This window comes from Mesorhizobium sp. LSHC420B00 (genome assembly GCF_000503055.1).
GTDB lineage: Bacteria > Pseudomonadota > Alphaproteobacteria > Rhizobiales > Rhizobiaceae > Mesorhizobium.
Map to the genome: position 1 here is coordinate 1 of NZ_AYVY01000053.1, position 18,399 is coordinate 18,399.

The following is an 18,399-nucleotide window of genomic DNA, read 5'->3' on the forward strand; positions in this document are numbered from 1 at the left end:
AACTGCTCAACGAGACACTGTTTACCTCGCTGGCTCAGGCACGCGTAGCCATCGCCCTGTGGCACGCCGACTACAACACCGCGCGGCCGCACTCCCAAATCGCCTGGCAGACACCGGCCGAGTTCGCCAGCACCTTCAACCCGCGACGGTCGCTCGCGCTGCGCTATGCCAAAGGCTCCGCGCCAGCGCCCGTCGCTTCACCCGCCCAGCAGGGCACAACCCACGCCGGAAACGAACTCAAAACTGGATAGAAACTGGGGGCAACGTCAGTGCCGCTGCCCGAAGACGTTTGAAGGTTAGCCTGAAATAGTTGGGACTTGCGGACGTCCGGTAGCGGCGTCCCCGTAGCGACGATTTGATCTGTTACGGCCTGTGGTGTGACGCGGCGAGTGCCTGATTGAGGTGCGTGGGTATTGCCGGCAGTTGCTGCAATTTCCGGCTCTCCTTCAGCGTCCAGGACGACGATTGCTCCCTGACGCATCTGCAGAAACGAAGGGAGGATGTTCACGACATTGGCGAGCGTAATCTCCAGCTCGCTGGGGGCGGTCAGCACCTTCGATATCTCGTAGAGTCCCCTGAGCGCGATATCTGCTTGGGGCATGCTTTTGATGGGCGGTTCAGGGCGGGTATCCCGAGGTCCTACCTCGTCGACCCGATCTTGCGGTACGTGAGCCATGGAAACACCTCAGGGGTTGTCGTCCAGAGTGCTCTTCCTTTTGAATCTGAATTCTGAAAGCACAGTATTCACGAGCCTCTCTTGTTGCGAGGCGATTCCAGCAAAGATAGGCTTGGCGTTGGTCGCGACCTCAGGTGTACCAAGATTGACCCTGTTGATACGGTGCGTGCCTCGGTCATCCGAATTTGAAGAGGACTCCGAAGCCGCCGCGTGGATAGTTCCACTCGATCTCGCCATTGGTCTCGCACAAAATCCGGCAGGTACCGCACTCCATGCAGCCGTCGGCGGTGATCTCCACTTGACCTTTGTCGTTCAACTCATAGCATTTCGCCGGGCAGACGTGGGTCAGCGCGAGCAAGTTCGCGCTTGGCGTCTCGTGCGGTAGCACTTTGATATGCGGACGGCCGGAATCCACCAAGTAGCGGTTCTGGTAAAGCTTGTCCTCGACACGTGACTTCGTCACTGCGATCGTCATTTCGTCTCCCCTCAGCGCCACGCCAATGCAAGGCGGACCGCGTCGCTGACCAGCCCCCAGCGCGAGCGCGCCTTGATGAAGGCCGCCGTCGTAGCCTTTTCCTTCTCGATCTTCGGCGTCCCGTCGACACGCATGAAGTTCTGCGCGGCTTGCGACATCAACCGCGGATAGGTCGTGAAATAATTGCAGGAATTGGTGTGGAGCAAGGCCGGCATGTCTTTGTATTTCCTTAGGTCCTTGACCACGAAGGACTTGTCCAGCATGGCTTTGTAAAGGGCGAGATTCCGTTTGGTCATAGGACCGTTGCGGCTCTTGACCTCGACGATTGCCTCAGCCGCGATGCGGCCGGAGGTCATGGCGAGGTTCGAACCCTCGCGGTGAATGGCGTTGTTCAGTTGCGCGGCATCGCCGACCACGACCCAGCCGTCGCCAAAGAGCTGCGGAATAGCCTTGTAGCCGCCTTCGGGAATGAGATGCGCGGAGTATTCTTTCACTTCCGAGCCGGCGATCAGCGGCCGGATCGAAGGATGGCTTTTTAAGGCGTCGAGGAGGACGTAAGGGCTCTCGACCATCGCGGCGAAATCGGAGACGAGGCAGCCAATGCCCAGTGAGATCGACTCCTTGTTGGTGTAGAGGAAGCCGAGCCCGGCCATGCTGCGGGAGGTCGTGCCCACCGCCTCTATCACGCAGCCTTCATCGCCCTTGAGGCCGAACCGCTGCTCAATGACCTCTTCGGGCAGGAAATGCATTTCCTTGACGGCGAGCGCCACGGTTTGCGGCTTCGGCATCTCGCGCAGGCCGGCCCGCGTGCCAAGCAGTCCGCAGACACCTTCTGCGAGAACGACCACGTCCGCGTAGATGGCTCCGCCGGCCCGGTCTGTGCGGACGCCGATCACCCTGCCCTTGGCGTCACGGATGAGTTCCGTCACGGTCGTCTCGCACAGAACCGTCGCGCCGGCCTCGCGCACCTTACGCGAAAACCATTTATCGAACTGGGCACGGATGATCGTGTAGCGGTTGGGCTTCGCCTCATTGAAGTCGTCCGATCGATAGTGAATCCCGGTGTGGGACGTGTCGTCCATCACCCAAAGCCGCTGTTCAACCAAATGCCGCTCGAGAGGCGCATCGTCCCGGAAATCAGGGATGATCTTCTCCAGCATGTTCGCGTACATGATGGCACCCTGGACATTCTTGGAGCCCGGGTATTCACCCCGCTCCAACTGCAGCACCGTCAGGCCGTGGCTGGCCAGGGTGTAAGCAGCTGCGTTTCCGGACATGCCGGCACCAATAACAATGGCGTCGAATTTTTCCTCGATCATGTCCATCTCTTAGCTCGCAAGCTTATCGCGACTGTGGGGCGACAGCCGCCGGGTGAAGGCTTCCGTCAGTGCGGGCAGGAAGCGGATCGCGTCGGTGACGATCCCGAGGTGAGCGAAATCGAAAATCGGCGCGTTCGGGTCGGTGTTGATGGCCACGATGAGATCCGCCCCCTCGACGCCAACCCGATGCTGGACGGCGCCGGAAATCCCGGCCGCTATGTAAAGCTTCGGCCGGATGGTCTTGCCAGTTTGGCCGATCTGCCGATCAGCCGACATCCAGCTCTTCTGGACCAACGGGCGCGAACAGCCATGCTCGGCGCCAATTGCTCGCGCGAGATTCTTCACAAGCTGCAGGTTCTCCGCCGCGCCTAGACCGAGGCCTCCCGCAACCACGACGTCGGCATAGGCAAGATTTGACTTTGTCGACTGACTATCCGGCAGGAAACCGAGGACTTTGGTAACGATCTCGTCCTCCGCTACCGACAGCTTGTGCCGGATGACACGGCCGACCGGTTTATCCGCCCGCTGCGGCATGGGCATGACCCTCGGTCGCACTGTCGCCATCTGCGGGCGGAAATTGAGCGTATAGATCGTGCACAACAAGGAACCGCCGAAAGTCGGACGGGTCGCCGCCAGCGAACCGTCGGCATCCACATCGAGTTCGGTGCAGTCGGCCGTCAGCCCTGTCTGCAAGGTCGTCGCCACGGAACCGGCAAGATCCCTGCCAAGTGTGGTGGCACCGAGAAGAAGGATCTCAGGTTTGTGGGTATCAACCAGATCCGTCATCGCCTTGGTGAAAGGCTCGTTCCGATAGTCGGCGAGCAGCGGCGCCTCGACGATGTAGACAAGGTCGGCGCCATAAGCGAAGGCTTCGGCAACGGCGTTCCCCATGGCCTCTCCCGGCGGTCCAAGCACGACGCCCGCAAGCTGGACCTGAAGCTTGTCGGCTAACTTGCGGCCTTCACCGAGCAGTTCGAATGATATGGGATGGACCTGGCCGCGTTCGAGCTCGATGAAAACCCAGACGTGCCGGTAGTCCTTGAAATGCGCGGGCAGCTCCTTCTTTATGCCGGCCCGGCCGGCGGCAGGGCGAGGGGTTTCTCGGTTCGCGCTCGACATCGTCTGCTCCTTGCCGTCACGCGCCGCCGTTGAAGGCGAGCTCATGTTCCAGCGCCGGCTGGCGCGTGAAGATTGCGGTGATGAGTTCGTCAGCGACATCGCGCAAGGCCATCTCGGCGGTGTCGATTTGTGCCGCCTTTTCCGCCCGCGCAGGAGGGGCGAAAACGCGCTTAACGACCGTCGGTGAACCGCGCAGGCCGCATTTGGTGAGATCCTCAATGCCGGCGTCGGCCGCAGTCCATTTCAAGACCTGGCTGCGCGCGGCGCATAGGGCGTCCTGGATCGAGCCCCGGCGGATCTCGTTTGTGCCTTCCAGCATCGTGATGAGGCAAGGAAGCCTGCTCTTCAGCATCTGCGTGCCGCCTTCGGAGCGGCGCTCGACCTTGATCTCGCGCGCAGCAAGGTCAATAGAGGCGATCTTCGCGACATAAGTGAGCTGCAGGAGATCGAGGCGCTTGGCGATGCCGGGTCCGACCTGGGCGGTGTCGCCATCGATCGTCTGCTTGCCGGTGAAGACGAGGTCTGGCGTGCCGAACGTCTCGCCAACCTTCGCGATTGCCTGGGATAGTGCGAATGATGTCGCAAGTGTGTCGGAGCCGGCAAAATAGCGGTCGGTCAAGAGCACCGCGCGATCGGCGCCGTAACCGAGCGCCTTGCGCAGCGCGTCCTCTGCCATGGGCGGCCCCATGGTGAGCACTGTGACCTCGCCACCATAGGCGTCGCGCAGTCTGAGGGCTTCTTCGAGGGCGAACAGGTCGTACGGGTTGATGATGGTCGGAACACCCTGGCGCATGATCGTGTTCGTCACCGGATGGACCCGTATCTGTGCCGAGTCCGGCACCTGCTTGATGCAGATTACGATGTGCATTGGCGGTTTCTCGAGGCTCCTGTCCGGATGCGGGCTTGGCGGTTCATCTCCTTGGTTTGCATCATTCGTGCCAACTGTTTTGCGTGTCCTCTATTGCTAGAACTTCGGTTGGTTGCTTCTGAGGACGCCGTGGTGATGACCGGATTTGTCGGCTTCTCGACATTGTCGCGTCGCACCCGTGTCGCGGTCATTCCTGTCCGAACCGCTTCAGTACGGAGTCGAACGGGACAAAGGTGCGGCCCGGCGTGGCAGCTTTGTTCGGGTCGTGGTCTTTGAGCACCTTGAAGACCCGATGCGTGAGCGGCGAGGAAATCGCGAAGTCCTCGTAAGCGCGTTCGAGCGTCGCGCGCACCCGCGCGGCAATCACCTGGTCGGGCAGACCGGAGAAATCTTCTTCGGCAAGGTATTGGCCCACGCGCTTCATGATATGGAGCCGCGAGACATTCAGCACCTTCGGGTCATAGGAGACGCCAAGGACTGCGAAGAACTCCTCCGCAGCCGACAGGCGCTTCAGTCGTGCGAGGATGTCGGTGACATCGATGGGGCGGCTGTCAGCGGAACAATTCATTGCATTCTCCCTGGTCGGAAAACTGTGGTGTCGGTGCGCTCGCGCACGGCTGACCTGGACCCGCACAGCTCCGCGAGGGATGCCTCGCTGCACATTCCATCGTAGAGCTCGACCAGTTGAGTTACAGTGACGGTCGATTTGGTCTTGGCCGCCTCGCGCCGGACGCGGGCCACAATCGCGGCTGCCAGATCCGGGTCGAGATCGCGACCGCTTTCGCTCAGCACATGGGCAATCGCAGTGGCGCCGGAATGCTTGCCGATGACGATACGCCAGCAGCGGCCCACGAGAGCCGGATCGAGCCCCTGATAAGTACGCGAGTCGTTCAGCCCTGCGACGTGAATGCCGGATTCGTGGGTGAAAACATCGGCGCCGACGACCGGCTTAATGGCCGCGGTCTGCCGGCGGGCGGCCCAAGCCACCTGGGCGGCGAGGTCGGGCAATGCGGTCAACTCGATGCCGGTGTCCGCGCCGTCGAGGACCGCTATCGCGGCGGCCACCTCCTCGAGCGCGGCATTGCCCGCACGCTCGCCGAGCCCCAGGACAGTGACGGAGGCATGCCGCGCGCCTGCGCGGATCACGGCCAGCGTGTTGGCGGCAGCAAGTCCTAGATCGTTGTGCGCATGAAATTCAAGGTCGATTGGAGACTGCGACACGAGCTGGGCGACAAGTTCGAAGGCCGAAAAGGGGTCCAGAACGCCAACTGTGTCGGTTAGCCTGACGCGGCTTGCGCCGGCGCGTACAGCCGTCTCGATGACGCGGGCGAGATGATCCCGATCGGCCCGCGAGGCATCCTCGCAGCCCACCGCGACGAAGAAGCCGGCGGCGGCTGCGCGCCTGACCATATGCTCGATGACCTGGAGCGCTCTCGCTTTGTCGAGCCCGAGCTTGGCCGAAAGTTGGATGTCCGACGAAGGCAGCGACAGATTGACGGCCTGGACGCCGCTCTCGATCGCTGCATCGAGATCCAGCGACGTCATCCGGCACCAGGCCATGAGCCGAACCGGGAGACGCCGCGCGACCACGGCGCGAATTGTTTCGATCTCGTCGGCGCCCATGACCGGCGTGCCGATCTCGATTTCTGCGACGCCGGCCGCCGCAAGAGATTGGGCTATCTCCAGCTTTTCCGTCGTCGTAAAGGTGATGCCTGGTGCCTGCTCGCCATCGCGCAAGGTCGTATCGTTGAGAAAGACCTGACGGCTCATGAGCGACTACCGGTTCTTCCGGCGCGGGAGCATAGACCGAATTGAAGGTCTTCGGCACTTCGCTTGCCCGGCCCGGAATTGCGAACGCCACGCAGCCTCTCCACGATTGCGGGCATGACCTCGAGCACCCGGTCGACGTCCGCTTCGCCGTTGTCGCGCGCGAAGGAAAAGCGGACTGCCCCATGTGGCATGGTCATCGCCCTCAAGACATGGCTCGGCTCCAGGGAGCCGGAGCTGCAGGCGGAGCCGGCCGAACAGGCGATACCCACGCGGCTGAGGAGAATTTGGATTGCATCCCCTTGGATAGATTCGAAGGCGATGTTTGCGGTGTTAGGCAACCTCTCCAGCGTGTCGCCAGTGACAAAGGTGTTCGGGATGCGCTGGAGAACCCCGTTCTCAAGGCGATCGCGGAGCGACTTTACCCGTGTGCTCTCGTCGTCCATGAATTTCGAGGCGAGTTCGGCCGCCATGCCGAGCCCGACTATGCCGGGCGTATTTTCGGTGCCCGCACGCCGATCGTACTCTTGGTGCCCTCCCTTGATCAGCGCGTAGAAGTTGACGCCACGTTTTACGAAAAGCGCGCCGATCCCTTTCGGCCCGTGCAGCTTGTGGCCGGAGAGCGACAGCATGTCGATTGCGGTCGACTTCAGGTCCATCGGAAGCTTGCCGACCGCCTGCACAGCATCGGTATGGAAAAGGGCGCCCACTTCCTTGGCCAACTCGGCAAGCCTGGCCACGGGGAAGATCACACCAGTCTCGTTGTTCGCCCACATTATCGAGACGATTGCCACCTGTGGGGTGAGGGCAGCCATATAGGCGTCGAGGTCGAGCCGGCCACGGCAATCCACTGAGATCCTGTGCACTTTGACGCGGCGGGTGTTCTCAAGATGCGCGCAGAGCGTCAGCACGGCGGGATGCTCGACCGCGGACGTCACGATCTCGGTTCGGTTAGGGGCCGCCTCGAGCGCCGAAAGAAGCGCGGCATTGTCGCTTTCTGTCCCACCCGAGGTGAAGGTGATCTCATCGTCGAACTCCGCGCCGATCAGCGCTTGCAACTGCCTCCGCGCCTTTCTCACCGCCGCACTGACTGAGCCGCCAAAAGCGTGCGCCGACGAAGGGTTGCCGAATTGATCCGTAAAGAACGGCAACATCGCTTGCACGACCTCAGGATCGACCCGTGTGGTTGCGTTGTTGTCGAGATAGACAGGCTTCATAGGTGCGATCCTCAGTTGATCAGAATGACGCGAGCGCGAGACCGCCTCATTGAGCCTCTGGCGCATGCGGTTGATGATGATGGTCCCGAACCGGCAGCCGGCGCAGACGCCCGACAGTTTGAAGTAGACGGATCGGCGTCGACATGGACAAGTTCGCAGTCGCCGCCGTCAGCCCGCAGGTAAGGACGCCCGAACGCGACAACGTTATTGATAAGCCGAATTTGGCGCAGCGGCGCGATTTGACGGCCAGCAGCTCGGGTGCCACCAGGAACCGAACTGTTTCGGGAGGCGACGTTCTTTGCATCCTACCGGAAGCGATTGCCTGTCCCAAGATCGGCTTCGACCTTGCCTTGTTCTTGAGGACGGGGACATCTGTTGTGCTGGCCATATAAGCCTCCTCTGCCGCAATGAGTCCATCGGCGGCAATCGCTTCATGGACCCGCGCAGGCGCTTCGGGCGATCAACTAAAGGACTTGCCGCAGCCGCACTTCTCGCGCGCGTTGGGGTTGTCGAAGACAAAGCCGGAAGATTCGAGCCCGGTGACGAAGTCGACGGTCATACCGGCGACATGGGGTTGGGAGCCCGCGTCCACGAACAGCTTGATCCCATCTGTCTCAGTGATCGCGTCGCCCTCGCGCGACACGCTCTCCAGGCCCATTAAGTATTTGAAGCCGGCGCAGCCGCCGGCCTGGACCATGATGCGAAAGCCTTCCGCCGGCTCGCTGGCGCGGGAAAGCGCAGTCTTGACGGCGGCAACAGCGTTGTCGGTGAGCGTAATCATGGCTCCATTCTCCTGCTTGCGCATCACGTTGCATGCACCGTGCCAAAGCAAAAAACCGTTTCAACACAGCGCGACATCTCTGACACTGCTGTGGTTCTGGTGAGCCGGCTGGGAAGGTGTCGGCCAACCGACACGTACTGTCGGGTTTGTCGAGTCCGCCACACGGGGTGTTAGGGCTGAGTTCTTGGCTGAACTCACATTAAACCAATGACCATCGTACAAAAGACTTCTTCTGAGCTTGCTTCGGCGCAATTGGCACGGTTTTTGAAGCTCCACTGGCGAGGCGGCAAGAGACTGCCGATCCACAATCGTGTCGTGGGTGCACTCGCGATCGATGGGGCGAAGCAAGGGAGCAACATGTCAGGACTGGGTCAGACACGCTTTGTTTGGCGAAGCAGCGCCGCCCGTGGCATCCGAATGACCGATTGGCCGATTGCGACAACACCCACAATCGCTCACCACCGCCCGGTGGCCACCGACCGGCTCGATGTGATTCCATCGGCATGTGCCTGCTCGTGTCACTCGGGTCTCGCCGCTCCGATAGCACCCCCGGTTTTCGCGCGGGTGCGACGACGTGCGCACGCTGTCCAGCGACACTTTGTTCACGGGCCAGCAGCGATCAGGGTCGAGCATTACGGCGCGCCCTATCGGCTGAAGATTCACCGGCAGGGCAGCTGATCCTCACACGTAGGTGGAAGCAGGGGTAAGACATGGACCAGCGCGAGAAACCGTCGCCGGACGAAATCCGGCGGGCGTGGGAAGACAATCCGAAGATACGCGAGCACGATCTCGCCGCCCAACTGGGCGTTTCGGAAGCGGAACTGGTCGCGGCGCATTGCGGTCACGGATCGGTGCGCATCGAGCCGCGCGTCAGTGATCTGCTGACCGGCCTCGAAGCGGTCGGCGAGGTGATGGCGCTGACCCGCAATGATAGTGCCGTGCACGAAAAGATCGGCGTCTACGACAAAGTGGTCACCGGCAACCAGCATGCCATGGTGCTCGGCGACGACATCGACCTGCGCATCTTCCCGAAAGTGTGGGCGTATGGCTTCGCCGTCGAGAAGCGCGATGGCGACCACATCCGCCGCAGCCTGCAATTCTTTGATGCCACCGGCGAGGCGGTGCACAAGGTGCATCTCAGGCCCGCCTCAAACCTCTACGCCTATCAGAAGCTGGTGGCAGAGCTCGAATCCTCGGACCAGGAGCCGATCATATCGGTCAAGGCGAGCGGTGCGGGCGATAACGCAGTGAGTCCGGACCAAGCCGCCACGGTCGAGGACCTACGCGAGCACTGGAGTCGGCTGAGCGACGTGCATCAGTTCTACGATATGTTGAAGACACTCAAGCTCAGCCGCTGCCAGGCGATGCGTATGGCCGGCGAGGACTACGCCTGGCTGCTCGACAATGATGCCGTTGGCACCCTGTTCCAACACGCGGCCGAAGACGAGATGCCGATCATGTGCTTTGTCGGCAATCGTGGCTGCGTCCAGATCCATTCCGGCCCGATCAAGTCGGTCAAGCAGATCGGGCCGCGGATCAATGTGCTCGACGAAACCTTCCACCTGCATCTTAGGACCCATCACATCCGCGAGGTCTGGGCCGTGCGCAAGCCGACGAGAGACGGTCACGTCACGTCTCTCGAAGCCTATGGCGCCGACGGCAAGATGATCATCCAGTTCTTCGGCACGCGCAAGGAAGGCGAACGCGAGCGTGGCGACTGGCGGTTCCTTGCCGAGAACCTGCCACGCATTCCCGGTCCGACCGCTGCATGAGGTAAGATCCAATGCACGTTGTTTTCCGTTTTCGCTCGGCGCTTGCGCCGGTGCTCTTCGTTCTGCTGGCCGTCGCTTTGCCTGCCGAGGCCTATGAGGGCGTAGCTGTCCTTTACGATCTGTCACGTACGATCTGTCACGGATCGCTCGATAGGCGGCTCGATCACCGAGAATCGTCTACGCGCTTAGAGGAAAGTCATCTCGTCGCTCGCAAGTCGACGAGCTACTACCCGAAAGCCGCGCTGAAGGTGCCCGATGTCGGCTACATGCGTCAGCTGTCGGCGCAGGGTGTTCTGTCGGTCAGTCCGTCCAACATTCGGGCCTTGCATGGCAAGGCGCGAAGGAAGCGGTCGATGTGTTGACGAAATCGAACGGGCCCTTCATCGAGCTGCCCGGGCACCACCGCCATAAAGGGGTCCTTGAATGATGCGCGTCGTCTCCAGGCGCTCGGCGTCGATGCCAAAGGCCGAAAAGTTGGCGCTCGAGATGGATGCAAAGCTGAAGGCAGCCGAAAAGCAGACCGCAGCAATCAAGGAACGCAAGCGCATCCTGTTCCTGCTGTCGGGGCAAGACGGCAAGATCTTTGCCGCGAGCAGCGACACAGCAGGCGACGGCAGCATCAAGCTGTCAATGCGGTCGAGTGTTTCTCCGGCTACAGCAGATGTCCGAGGAGGCGATCGTCACTGCCAGGCCGGACATGATCCTGCCGATGAAGAATGCCGGGCCGCCGATATCGGAGGACGAGCTGTTCGCGAACCCCTCCATCGCCTCGACTCACTGGCATAGGCCGCACGCTGATCAGCATGGACGGCTGCTGACCATGTCTGGGAGAATCTTGGCCTTAATCGGGCCGAGTTCAGCCGCCTGCTTGCCACGCATTTTCCGACGCTGGCGCCCGGCAACGCCCAAAACATGGAATGGAAGAAATACCGGAAGCTCTGCGCGGCCGAAGGTTTTTCGCTATGCACCGCCCCCAGTTGCCGGGAATGCAATGATTTCGAAAGCTGCTTCGGCCCGGAGGAAGGCGAAAGCCGCCTCACACGGATCGAGNCGCCCAGTTGCCGGGAATGCAATGATTTCGAAAGCTGCTTCGGCCCGGAGGAAGGCGAAAGCCGCCTCACACGGATCGAGAACGGGATCGAGTTCGATCAAGACTGGCTTTCGCCAGCGGTACAAGGCCGCCAAGGCAAGGTCTATGCTTCGCTCGAGCAGCCCCAAGTACCTACCAGTCGCGATGGCGGCAATTTCGCCTTCGCCGGCGAATTTTCCGAGAAGAGCCGTCAGCTCGCGGAGATCGAGGCGGATCTCGCGATGACAGCGGCAACCTGGGCCACCGGATCGCCGCATAGGCGCTCTATTGCGAGAGGCGGTTCTCGTCGTCGATCAGGATGAGACGGGCCGGGGGAATGTCGGACCACCTCCACAGCACGAGGTTCATATCCTCGGCAGTCGCACCGGCAGCAAAGCTTCGGACAAGGAGGCCGTTGTAGCCGGCGCCAATCAGGCGCCGGGCAAAAGCCTGCGTCTTCGCCTCGCCGCTCGCCTTCATTTGATCACGCCATGTCATGTCGGCGAGGGTCGCGGCGTCCATTCCTTCGGCCGCAAGCGCGGCCGCGTCTCTGCAATCGAAAATGTTGTCGAGGTCGGCGTCATAGGAGACGAGCGTTGTCGGCTGGAGGTTGCCGACCTGGTTGGATTCCCGCAGCGCCGTCATAACGGACGGAGATGTGTAGAGCGCCGGCAGGCCCTTAGGATTGAACCGGCCGCCATAGAGCTCGGCGCCACGTCCCGACAGCGGCTCGCGGGCATATATCGGGTTCAATGTCCGATAGAGCTTGCCGTCATAACGCATGCGCAGGGTCAGGCGTGCACGCCGGAATCGACCGCATCGATATAGTCGAGCACGTCGTCGGCCCGACCGCTGCGCACGAGCTGCATCGCCGTCTGACCGGAAAATCCTGGCAGCGGCTCCGAGCGATACCAGGCATAGGCCATCAGCGCCGAACCGAAGCGCGGCTCGACCTTGTTGATGATCTCGATCATCTCGCGCAAGCGCCGCTGGGTCTTGTCCGACCGGACCCGATCCTTGCGCTGGATCGCGTCCTTGCCCAGCCCGGCCGTGCGAGCGATCTCCTCGCTCGTCGTCCGGAAGGCTTCCGCAATCCGGCGCGGGGCGAAAATCCCGTTATCCGCATATTGGGCCACGCCCATGGCTCAGACCTCGTCTCGACGCCAATGATTCTGACGCAATATAGCGGCAGAATGAGCGGAGTTCAAGAAGAAAGGAAATCAAAGCCCAGCTCGCAGATCGGGCGAGCCGCTGAGGCTTGCGCTCAACCGCGCCGCTCGCGATCCCGCCCTTGGTCCTGCGCAGGCCTGGAAGTCCCTCTTGTCCGGCCGGGCAGGGATGCTTGGCTGCAGTTGCTGATTCCTATCTTCGGTCTCAATCTGTGACCAGACGAGCGTCCCTTGATACACGTCAGCACCCATGAGGTCGATCACAAGGTTATATTGTTCCTGCGTCCCGAAGGATTCGGCGGAAACCTGTTGCACCGGACGGTCACGGTATCGGCATGAGCGGGCACGAAGGACCGTGGCTTGCCGAGGGAAGCGACGACATCTTGCAAGAGAACATGGTCATCAGTGTCGAACCGGGCATCTACTGGCGCCAAGGTGGCTACCGCCATTCCGACACCGTTCTGATCACGGCTGATGGCTACCGAAAGCTGACCGATTTCCCATCTGATCTGGAATCCATGGCCCTCGCCTGAGCGGCCCATCCCTTCAGCCAAAGGCGAGAAAAGATAAAACGCATAATGTCCGCCTGAGCCCATCCAACCGCAGCCGTGCCTCTTCGGCTGTGCAACCGGATTTCAGGATTTTCTGGAAGGTCTCGATCTTCCAGCGCATGGCCTACCAGTCGAGCTTCGCGATGGCATCGTCGTGGGAATGCACGGTCAGTTGGTGATCAGCTTCCAGCCGTTCCTTGGCGATGCTTTGGTTCCTCACGCTCCTGGGCGTACAGCACGTGAGGTCGAGCGCGGGATAGCGCTTCTGTTTGCCGATCGGCGGCAGGACATGGATGCGGCGGTATTTGATCTCGACCGCGTCTCAGGCTTGCCCTTGGCATCGCGAACCTCGACCTCTTGCAGCCCGCTGATCTTTTCCTCATTCATCTCCGGATGGTGTGCTCGCCATCACCCGCCAGGCGATCGACGCAATGGCTTAAATCCAGTGCAGCAGGAGCCAGGCTGAACAGCCCGGTGTCGCGGACTCGACAAAACCGACCGTGGATGTCGGTGTCGGACGTTGTCCTAAGAATGATGGACAGATGGTCATCAAACTTAGCGGCGGCGGGCCCAGTGCAGGCTGGGCGTCGCTTGATGCAGCGCCATCGGTACGCCTATCCGGCACGCGACTTGCTTCAACAATTTTATCAGCGGGGCGTCAGCAGTGCCTAACGAGCTCTGCGGTGATTGACCAGTCTCTCAACCCTAACGGGGATAAGCGGCGGCTATGCTTTACGACCGCAGCGCGACGAGATGCCCCTTCTGATTGAATTCGCAACCGATCTCATCCGCTCTGGTACGCAGGTGGGCTGTGTCGCGCAACAGAATATCAAGCGCCTGAAGCCGGGACGTATCCATGCTGGTAATCGACTCTATGAACAGAGTGCAACCTCAATCGAGCGCATGAACGCCTGATGTAGAGAAAGCAAAATGGCGACCAATCCCGTTCCAGATCACGTCCCGCCCGAAATGGTGAGGGACTTCAGCCTGTTTACGTCACCAGGGATGTCACCGACGCCCAACGGGGATCCGCAAGCAGCCGTCGCTTGCGTACATGCCGGGCCGCCGATCTTCTATTCGCCCTGCAACACGCGCGATGGGCGGGGTACCTGGGTCATCACTCGCGCCAGTGACCAGCGCCGGGTGCTGCAGGATGCCGAAACGTTTTCGAGCCATCGCAGCATCTTCGCGTCCGCGCTTGGCGAAAACTGGCCGATGATCCCGCTTGAACTGGATCCGCCTGCCCATGGCGTCTTTCGCTCGCTACTCAATCCGCTGCTTTCGCCAAAGCGGGTGATGGCTTTGGAACCGGCTGTCCGCGAACGGGCGATCGAGCTGATCGAAAGGATCGCCGCGTCGGGCACAAGCTGCGACGTCATGAAGGATTTTGCATTTCCTTTCGCAGTCAGCATCTTCCTTCGCTTTCTGGGGCTGCCGGATGACCGACTCGACACATTTGTCGGCTGGGGGAAAGACCTGCTCCACGGTGACGATGTGAAACGCCCGGCGGCGGCCCGGACGATCGTGGCGTTCATCGACGAACTTGCAGCCATGCGCCGCGAGGACGCCGTTGACGATTTCATGACCTTCATCGTGCAGGCACAGGTCGAGGGCCGCCGGCTGACGGACACGCAAGTCCGCGGCATCGGCGTGCTTGTCTTCGTCGCCGGGCTCGACACGGTCGCAGCAGCTATAGGCTTTGACTTGGCCTACCTCGCGCGCAACCTCAAAGATCAGCAATTGCTGCGGAGCGAACCGGAACGGATCGTGCTCGCGGCCGAAGAATTGCTGCGCGTCTATCCGACCGTTCAGTTGATCCGCGTGGCAACGAAAGATATCAACTTCGAAGGCGCGCCCATCCGGAAGGGGGACTATGTTTCCTGCGCCACGATGATTGCCAATCGTGACCCGGCGGAATTCGAATGCCCCAACACGATCGATTTGGAGCGGGAGGACAACCGCCACGCCGCCTTTGGCTATGGTCCCCACCGTTGCCTTGGCTCACACCTTGCCCGGCGGGAGATTGTCATTGGCCTGGAGGAGTGGCTGGCGCGCATCCCGGCTTTCAGGATCAAGAGGGGTACGGCACCCATAACCACTGGCGGCCATGTGTTCGGGATCGAAAATTTGATCTTGGACTGGTCTTAGGCCCGCCCCGAGCCGGGGCACAGACAATGGAGGCAGCGCCATGCGCATCATCGTCCAAAATTCCAAATGCCAAGGTCACGCGCGATGCGCGGCGCAAGCGCCCGACATCTTCAAGCTTGATGACGAGGGTTACATCCTACCCGGTGACATTGAAGTTGCGGAAGGGGAGGAGCTGCCTGCATCGCGAGGCGCGCGATCCTGCCCCGAACGGGCGCTGGAACTCGACCGTACACCGGCTGCGCGGGTTGAATAGGACGTCATTCAAGTCGAGAGTCTGGCTGGCTTGAATGGGATCGACCATGTGGCCGCACACTGGGAAAAGGACGGCGCGCGATCCCTGTCCCGGCACCGTCCTCATCCAACTGCGCAGGGGGGCATCTGTGCTCTGATGCGCAAACTGCAGGACGCGGGTTGGCGAAACACCTCTCCAATCACAGAATTGGGACAGAGCCGATGGACCAGGCGAAAAAAATTGCCGAACTACTTGACCGTGAGGCGATCCGCGACTGCCTCTATCGGTACTGCCGCGGAATAGACCGCGCGGATGAAGCGGCGCTCCGCAGCGCGTACTGGCCCGATGCGCATGACAATCACCGGGCCAATTGCGGCTCGGCAGAGGGCTTCATCCGGTTTGCGCTCAGCGTCTTCAAGAGCGGACCCCGCAACATCATCAGATCACGAATTTCCTGATCGAATTCATCAGCTCGGCAGACGCTGCGGTCGAGAGCTATTTCACCGCGCTGCAACGCGGACTGGACAACGACGGAGAAGTACGCCAGGCGCTCCTCTGCGGCCGATACTGCGATCTGTTTCACAAGAGGGAGGGGGAGTGGCGGATTGCCGAACGGACAGTGGTCTACGATTGGCTCGAAGAGCAGATCCCACCAGCGGTCGTTGAAGCAGAACGGTTCGGCAAGCGACAGCCTATTGGAGCACCGCATCCGCACGATCCGGTTTACACGCTTTAGAAGCGTCGCATTCCTTTTCGCCCTGACGCCTTCAAAGGTTTCGAGTGGGAGGCCGCATCCCGGAGCCAGTCGCGCCGGCGTTCAACGTGAGCAGTTTGATGACGGGAACGAAGCCGGGTCTCACTGCGGAGAGGCTGCTGCCGGCGGGGATTCGCGCGCCTGGTGCCTCATCGCCGCCGCGCCATCTGCTTAGCCCGCAAGGTAGGAAGCGGCGCTCAGCCGGCTAGAACCGGGCGAAGTGACCTGAGCTCCGAAGCTCGGCGAGCAGGATGATGGCCGTTCCGCGGTGGTCAACCCTCGCTTGCTCACTCAGCGGAGACGCATACCAGGCAGCCAATTCTGCCACCAAAACGGCGGTGTTCCCGCTTACAGATGCGCATCTAAGTTGTCCGTTCTTGTCCATCACGATTATTGCTGTGCCGGTCACGCCATATCCAATCGCGGCCATCCGCTGAACGCAGATATCGCCGTCGACACGAACATCGAAAAGAACCGATCCTGCGGTTTTCTCCGCAGCGTCAGCCACACGATCACAGAACGGCCGATGCAGGCCTTCGATATTTGCCGAGTGACTGCTCAACCGCCAATTCAACATGCTGCGCCACCATGGCTGCGAAAATGCGCGCCGGCTGGCACAATCGACAATAGGCCAGGGCTGACTATCCACGCACCAATCGCCCTCCCGATGCCCACATGGCAACTGCGCTCTTGGCCGGCGTCCTCCCAAGCGCCGCCCTTCTTTTCCATAAGCGTTTCGGCTTGCCGGAAATTAGGGTCTCGGTGAATAAATCCGCATGGCTTTTCGGGTGGGTGCTGGCAGGAAGACTTATGCGCGGGCGAGGATGGATTAAGGCGTTGCGTCAGGACGACCCTCGGCAGGTGCGTGCGCATTGCGGAACTGGAGCGCGATCTCATGGCGACCAGATGAGGAGCGGGTCTCGGAATTATTCCTGGACGATTTTCGCGAGTCACATTCTTCCTGCCAATCGAAACCGGCAGATTGCGAATTTGGTGGCGAGTATATTTGTTGGGTGATATATAAATATCATTCAGAGGATATACAAATGCCGCTCTTCATTCGCGATCCCGACGTGGACGCTTTGGCCCTCGAGCTGCAGCAGATCACAAAGGCGCGTAGCAAGACCGAGGCCGTCAGAACCGCCTTGCGCCACGAGATCGAGCGCAACCGCGGCAGCGTCCCACTGCGCGAGAGACTGGCTAAGGTCAAGGAAATGGCACGGCGGATCGGGCCGGCCAATCCTGATTTCGACATGAAGAAATTCACTGACGAAATGTGGGGCGACGACTGATGTTCGTCGACGCGTCGGTGATCGTCGCCATCCTCAACGAGGAGCCTGGCGCGGAAGAACTGGAAAAACGGCTCGCGGCCGCGACCAGCCCGCTGTACGTCTCCCCACTCGTCCGCTTCGAGGCAGTTCAAGGTCTCGCGCGAGCGGCGGCTGAAGCCATCCAGAAGAACACCAAGCCCACGCCCGACATGTTGGCGCGAGCTCGCGACACCGTCGATGCTTTCATAACCGAGGTCGCTGGCAAGGAAATCATGATATCCGGCGATATCGGCAATCGCGCGATCGAAGCCAGCATGAAATATGGCAAGGCTGTGGGGCACAAGGCCGATCTCAATTTCGGGGACTGCTTCGCCTACGCATGTGCGAAGGCTCACCGCTTCCCGTTGCTCTACAAAGGCAACGACTTTTCGCAAACGGATCTGGCTTGAGTTCGCTGAGATCAGTGCGCTCACCCGGCAGGTCAGGGCGTGGCGCGATGACTTTAGCCTTGTCGCGCGGATTTCGCTATCGTTCGTCTCGCTTGCTTCCGTCTCGGCATGGCCCCTCTCAACGTCGTTGAAGGCAGGTGGAAGATATGTGAGGGGCAGTTTTGGGTGTCGAGAATGTGTCGGGTTGGCGTCTTCAACAACATCGGCAAGGCGCATAGAGTCTCAGTAGAAAATCAGGGGATGTCGATGACGCGCCAATCAATGGGCGCCGAGTTCCAGACTGACACCGACACCGAGGTCGTCGCGCATCTCTTGGCAAGACACCGCCGGGAGGGCANGGCGACTGGGCCGTTGTCGGCAATTCGGGCGCCCATATCTTCGATTTCGACGGCCATCCCGTCGAGCGTCCGCGCCATACCTCCAGGGCCGCGGCCGATCTGGCCAACAAGGGCAACCATCGCCACTTCATGGAGAAGGAAATTTACGAGCAGCCCGAGGATTTCGCAGCGTATCCGCTGAACGCGGTCGCGATCTCTTCGATGCTGTGGTGGCGACCAATCAGGAGCTGCTTCACCTCCTCAAGGCGCTCGGACACCAGCCATTCGCCTGGAGGCGATAACTACGTCAGCGACATCGACATCGAAAATGCGATCACCCAGCGAAGGGTGCAAATGTCGCTCCGCTGACGCTTCAAAGCCAAGCCCGCGCACCGTCACCGATAAGAGCTTTAGCTATCGCGTTGGGGGCATCATCGCGGCGCCT

Annotated in this window: 22 protein-coding genes and 3 pseudogenes; 14 read left to right on the top strand and 11 right to left on the bottom strand. The window is 60.9% G+C overall.

Annotated features, from left to right (window positions below):
* Positions 1–251, top strand: a 251-nt coding sequence (locus X760_RS72695) for an integrase core domain-containing protein (protein ID WP_023723060.1), incomplete at its 5' end; no start/stop codon positions are given.
* 600 nt (positions 252–851) lie between these two features.
* Here the strand turns inward: X760_RS72695 and X760_RS72705 are convergent.
* The 7 genes from X760_RS72705 to nifS all read right to left on the bottom strand — a co-directional run bounded on the left by X760_RS72705 (position 852) and on the right by nifS (position 7,441).
* Positions 852–1,151, bottom strand: coding sequence for a ferredoxin family protein (locus tag X760_RS72705; protein WP_023723062.1), 300 nt, complete (start codon positions 1,149–1,151; stop codon positions 852–854).
* 11 nt (positions 1,152–1,162) lie between these two features.
* Positions 1,163–2,470 carry an FAD-binding protein gene (locus X760_RS72710; protein ID WP_031195440.1) on the bottom strand — a complete coding sequence of 436 codons (1,308 nt, stop codon included), beginning with the start codon at positions 2,468–2,470 and terminating at the stop codon, positions 1,163–1,165.
* Between the two features lie 9 nt (positions 2,471–2,479).
* The gene (locus X760_RS72715) at positions 2,480–3,589 is read right to left on the bottom strand and encodes an electron transfer flavoprotein subunit alpha/FixB family protein (RefSeq protein WP_031195442.1); all 1,110 of its coding nucleotides are present in this window, start codon (positions 3,587–3,589) and stop codon (positions 2,480–2,482) included.
* Between the two features lie 16 nt (positions 3,590–3,605).
* A complete protein-coding gene (locus tag X760_RS72720) occupies positions 3,606–4,457 on the bottom strand; it encodes an electron transfer flavoprotein subunit beta/FixA family protein (protein ID WP_023723065.1) in 852 nt (283 codons plus the stop codon).
* Between the two features lie 187 nt (positions 4,458–4,644).
* The gene (nifW, locus tag X760_RS72725) at positions 4,645–5,025 is read right to left on the bottom strand and encodes a nitrogenase stabilizing/protective protein NifW (RefSeq protein ID WP_023723066.1); all 381 of its coding nucleotides are present in this window, start codon (positions 5,023–5,025) and stop codon (positions 4,645–4,647) included.
* Positions 5,022–6,227, bottom strand: coding sequence for a homocitrate synthase (nifV, locus tag X760_RS72730; protein ID WP_023723067.1), 1,206 nt, complete (start codon positions 6,225–6,227; stop codon positions 5,022–5,024). Before nifV ends, nifW begins: the two co-directional genes overlap by 4 nt.
* Positions 6,224–7,441, bottom strand: a complete 1,218-nt coding sequence (gene nifS / locus X760_RS72735; RefSeq protein ID WP_023723068.1) for a cysteine desulfurase NifS — start codon at positions 7,439–7,441, stop codon at positions 6,224–6,226. Before nifS ends, nifV begins: the two co-directional genes overlap by 4 nt.
* Before the next feature lie 143 nt (positions 7,442–7,584).
* Here nifS and X760_RS77690 point away from each other — a divergent pair, with 143 nt between their 5' ends.
* Entirely contained in the window at positions 7,585–7,833 is a 249-nt protein-coding gene (locus X760_RS77690) for a hypothetical protein (protein WP_023723069.1), read from the top strand.
* A 68-nt stretch (positions 7,834–7,901) separates the two neighbouring features.
* Here X760_RS77690 and X760_RS72745 read toward each other — a convergent pair whose 3' ends face one another.
* Positions 7,902–8,222 carry an iron-sulfur cluster assembly accessory protein gene (locus X760_RS72745; RefSeq protein ID WP_031195445.1) on the bottom strand — a complete coding sequence of 107 codons (321 nt, stop codon included), beginning with the start codon at positions 8,220–8,222 and terminating at the stop codon, positions 7,902–7,904.
* Positions 8,223–8,932: 710 nt separating this feature from the next.
* On the opposite strand from X760_RS72745, the gene X760_RS72750 reads away from it, so the two are divergent.
* From X760_RS72750 to X760_RS75950, 4 genes and pseudogenes are all read left to right on the top strand, one after another.
* Complete coding sequence (locus X760_RS72750; protein WP_023723071.1) at positions 8,933–9,994, top strand: hemin-degrading factor; 1,062 nt, start codon at positions 8,933–8,935, stop codon at positions 9,992–9,994.
* Between the two features lie 11 nt (positions 9,995–10,005).
* On the top strand, positions 10,006–10,356 hold the full coding sequence (locus X760_RS79295; protein WP_023723072.1) for a hypothetical protein: 351 nt from the start codon (positions 10,006–10,008) through the stop codon (positions 10,354–10,356).
* A 61-nt stretch (positions 10,357–10,417) separates the two neighbouring features.
* Positions 10,418–10,780 (top strand): hypothetical protein, encoded by a 363-nt coding sequence (locus tag X760_RS79300; RefSeq protein WP_023723073.1) that lies wholly within the window; start codon positions 10,418–10,420, stop codon positions 10,778–10,780.
* A 30-nt stretch (positions 10,781–10,810) separates the two neighbouring features.
* Positions 10,811–11,041, top strand: a pseudogene (locus X760_RS75950) (nitrogen fixation protein NifQ); the annotation flags it as partial.
* A 307-nt stretch (positions 11,042–11,348) separates the two neighbouring features.
* Here the strand turns inward: X760_RS75950 and X760_RS72760 are convergent.
* Together X760_RS72760 and X760_RS72765 are read right to left on the bottom strand one after the other, a co-directional pair.
* A complete protein-coding gene (locus X760_RS72760; protein WP_023723075.1) occupies positions 11,349–11,846 on the bottom strand; it encodes an RES family NAD+ phosphorylase in 498 nt (165 codons plus the stop codon).
* A gap of 8 nt (positions 11,847–11,854) precedes the next feature.
* Positions 11,855–12,205: an MbcA/ParS/Xre antitoxin family protein gene (locus tag X760_RS72765; protein WP_023723076.1), complete on the bottom strand. Its 351-nt coding sequence runs from the start codon at positions 12,203–12,205 to the stop codon at positions 11,855–11,857.
* 356 nt (positions 12,206–12,561) lie between these two features.
* Here X760_RS72765 and X760_RS72775 point away from each other — a divergent pair, with 356 nt between their 5' ends.
* From X760_RS72775 to X760_RS75955, 5 genes and pseudogenes are all read left to right on the top strand, one after another.
* Positions 12,562–12,765, top strand: coding sequence for a M24 family metallopeptidase (locus X760_RS72775; protein WP_280940439.1), 204 nt, complete (start codon positions 12,562–12,564; stop codon positions 12,763–12,765).
* Positions 12,766–13,470: 705 nt separating this feature from the next.
* Positions 13,471–13,698 (top strand): hypothetical protein, encoded by a 228-nt coding sequence (locus X760_RS77000; RefSeq protein WP_156948371.1) that lies wholly within the window; start codon positions 13,471–13,473, stop codon positions 13,696–13,698.
* A 15-nt stretch (positions 13,699–13,713) separates the two neighbouring features.
* On the top strand, positions 13,714–14,931 hold the full coding sequence (locus tag X760_RS72780; protein WP_031195446.1) for a cytochrome P450: 1,218 nt from the start codon (positions 13,714–13,716) through the stop codon (positions 14,929–14,931).
* A 40-nt stretch (positions 14,932–14,971) separates the two neighbouring features.
* Positions 14,972–15,184: a ferredoxin gene (locus X760_RS0140510; protein ID WP_031195447.1), complete on the top strand. Its 213-nt coding sequence runs from the start codon at positions 14,972–14,974 to the stop codon at positions 15,182–15,184.
* A 200-nt stretch (positions 15,185–15,384) separates the two neighbouring features.
* Positions 15,385–15,899, top strand: a pseudogene (locus X760_RS75955) (nuclear transport factor 2 family protein).
* A gap of 223 nt (positions 15,900–16,122) precedes the next feature.
* Here X760_RS75955 and X760_RS72790 read toward each other — a convergent pair.
* The gene (locus X760_RS72790) at positions 16,123–16,494 is read right to left on the bottom strand and encodes a hypothetical protein (protein ID WP_023723083.1); all 372 of its coding nucleotides are present in this window, start codon (positions 16,492–16,494) and stop codon (positions 16,123–16,125) included.
* 469 nt (positions 16,495–16,963) lie between these two features.
* Between X760_RS72790 and X760_RS72795 the strand changes: the two genes are divergently transcribed.
* From X760_RS72795 to X760_RS75960, 3 genes and pseudogenes are all read left to right on the top strand, one after another.
* Positions 16,964–17,209: a type II toxin-antitoxin system VapB family antitoxin gene (locus X760_RS72795; protein ID WP_023723084.1), complete on the top strand. Its 246-nt coding sequence runs from the start codon at positions 16,964–16,966 to the stop codon at positions 17,207–17,209.
* A complete protein-coding gene (locus X760_RS72800; protein ID WP_023723085.1) occupies positions 17,209–17,637 on the top strand; it encodes a type II toxin-antitoxin system VapC family toxin in 429 nt (142 codons plus the stop codon). Before X760_RS72795 ends, X760_RS72800 begins: the two co-directional genes overlap by 1 nt.
* Positions 17,638–17,895: 258 nt before the next feature.
* Positions 17,896–18,134 (top strand): annotated as a pseudogene (locus tag X760_RS75960) (hypothetical protein); the annotation flags it as partial.
* Positions 18,135–18,399: the final 265 nt, after the last annotated feature.

Bases quoted from the DNA above. Each gene is read 5' to 3' on its own strand.
- X760_RS77690 (WP_023723069.1), top strand. From the start codon at position 7,585: ATGGACAAGTTCGCAGTCGCCGCCGTCAGCCCGCAGGTAAGGACGCCC.
- X760_RS72710 (WP_031195440.1), bottom strand. From the start codon at position 2,470: ATGATCGAGGAAAAATTCGACGCCATTGTTATTGGTGCCGGCATGTCC.
- X760_RS79295 (WP_023723072.1), top strand. From the start codon at position 10,006: ATGCACGTTGTTTTCCGTTTTCGCTCGGCGCTTGCGCCGGTGCTCTTC.
- X760_RS72705 (WP_023723062.1), bottom strand. From the start codon at position 1,151: ATGACGATCGCAGTGACGAAGTCACGTGTCGAGGACAAGCTTTACCAG.
- X760_RS72795 (WP_023723084.1), top strand. From the start codon at position 16,964: ATGCCGCTCTTCATTCGCGATCCCGACGTGGACGCTTTGGCCCTCGAG.
- X760_RS72790 (WP_023723083.1), bottom strand. From the start codon at position 16,494: ATGTTGAATTGGCGGTTGAGCAGTCACTCGGCAAATATCGAAGGCCTG.
- X760_RS72720 (WP_023723065.1), bottom strand. From the start codon at position 4,457: ATGCACATCGTAATCTGCATCAAGCAGGTGCCGGACTCGGCACAGATA.
- X760_RS72715 (WP_031195442.1), bottom strand. From the start codon at position 3,589: ATGTCGAGCGCGAACCGAGAAACCCCTCGCCCTGCCGCCGGCCGGGCC.
- X760_RS0140510 (WP_031195447.1), top strand. From the start codon at position 14,972: ATGCGCATCATCGTCCAAAATTCCAAATGCCAAGGTCACGCGCGATGC.
- X760_RS72780 (WP_031195446.1), top strand. From the start codon at position 13,714: ATGGCGACCAATCCCGTTCCAGATCACGTCCCGCCCGAAATGGTGAGG.
- X760_RS72765 (WP_023723076.1), bottom strand. From the start codon at position 12,205: ATGGGCGTGGCCCAATATGCGGATAACGGGATTTTCGCCCCGCGCCGG.
- X760_RS79300 (WP_023723073.1), top strand. From the start codon at position 10,418: ATGATGCGCGTCGTCTCCAGGCGCTCGGCGTCGATGCCAAAGGCCGAA.
- X760_RS72750 (WP_023723071.1), top strand. From the start codon at position 8,933: ATGGACCAGCGCGAGAAACCGTCGCCGGACGAAATCCGGCGGGCGTGG.
- X760_RS72800 (WP_023723085.1), top strand. From the start codon at position 17,209: ATGTTCGTCGACGCGTCGGTGATCGTCGCCATCCTCAACGAGGAGCCT.
- X760_RS72745 (WP_031195445.1), bottom strand. From the start codon at position 8,222: ATGATTACGCTCACCGACAACGCTGTTGCCGCCGTCAAGACTGCGCTT.
- nifS (WP_023723068.1), bottom strand. From the start codon at position 7,441: ATGAAGCCTGTCTATCTCGACAACAACGCAACCACACGGGTCGATCCT.
- X760_RS72760 (WP_023723075.1), bottom strand. From the start codon at position 11,846: ATGCGTTATGACGGCAAGCTCTATCGGACATTGAACCCGATATATGCC.
- nifV (WP_023723067.1), bottom strand. From the start codon at position 6,227: ATGAGCCGTCAGGTCTTTCTCAACGATACGACCTTGCGCGATGGCGAG.
- nifW (WP_023723066.1), bottom strand. From the start codon at position 5,025: ATGAATTGTTCCGCTGACAGCCGCCCCATCGATGTCACCGACATCCTC.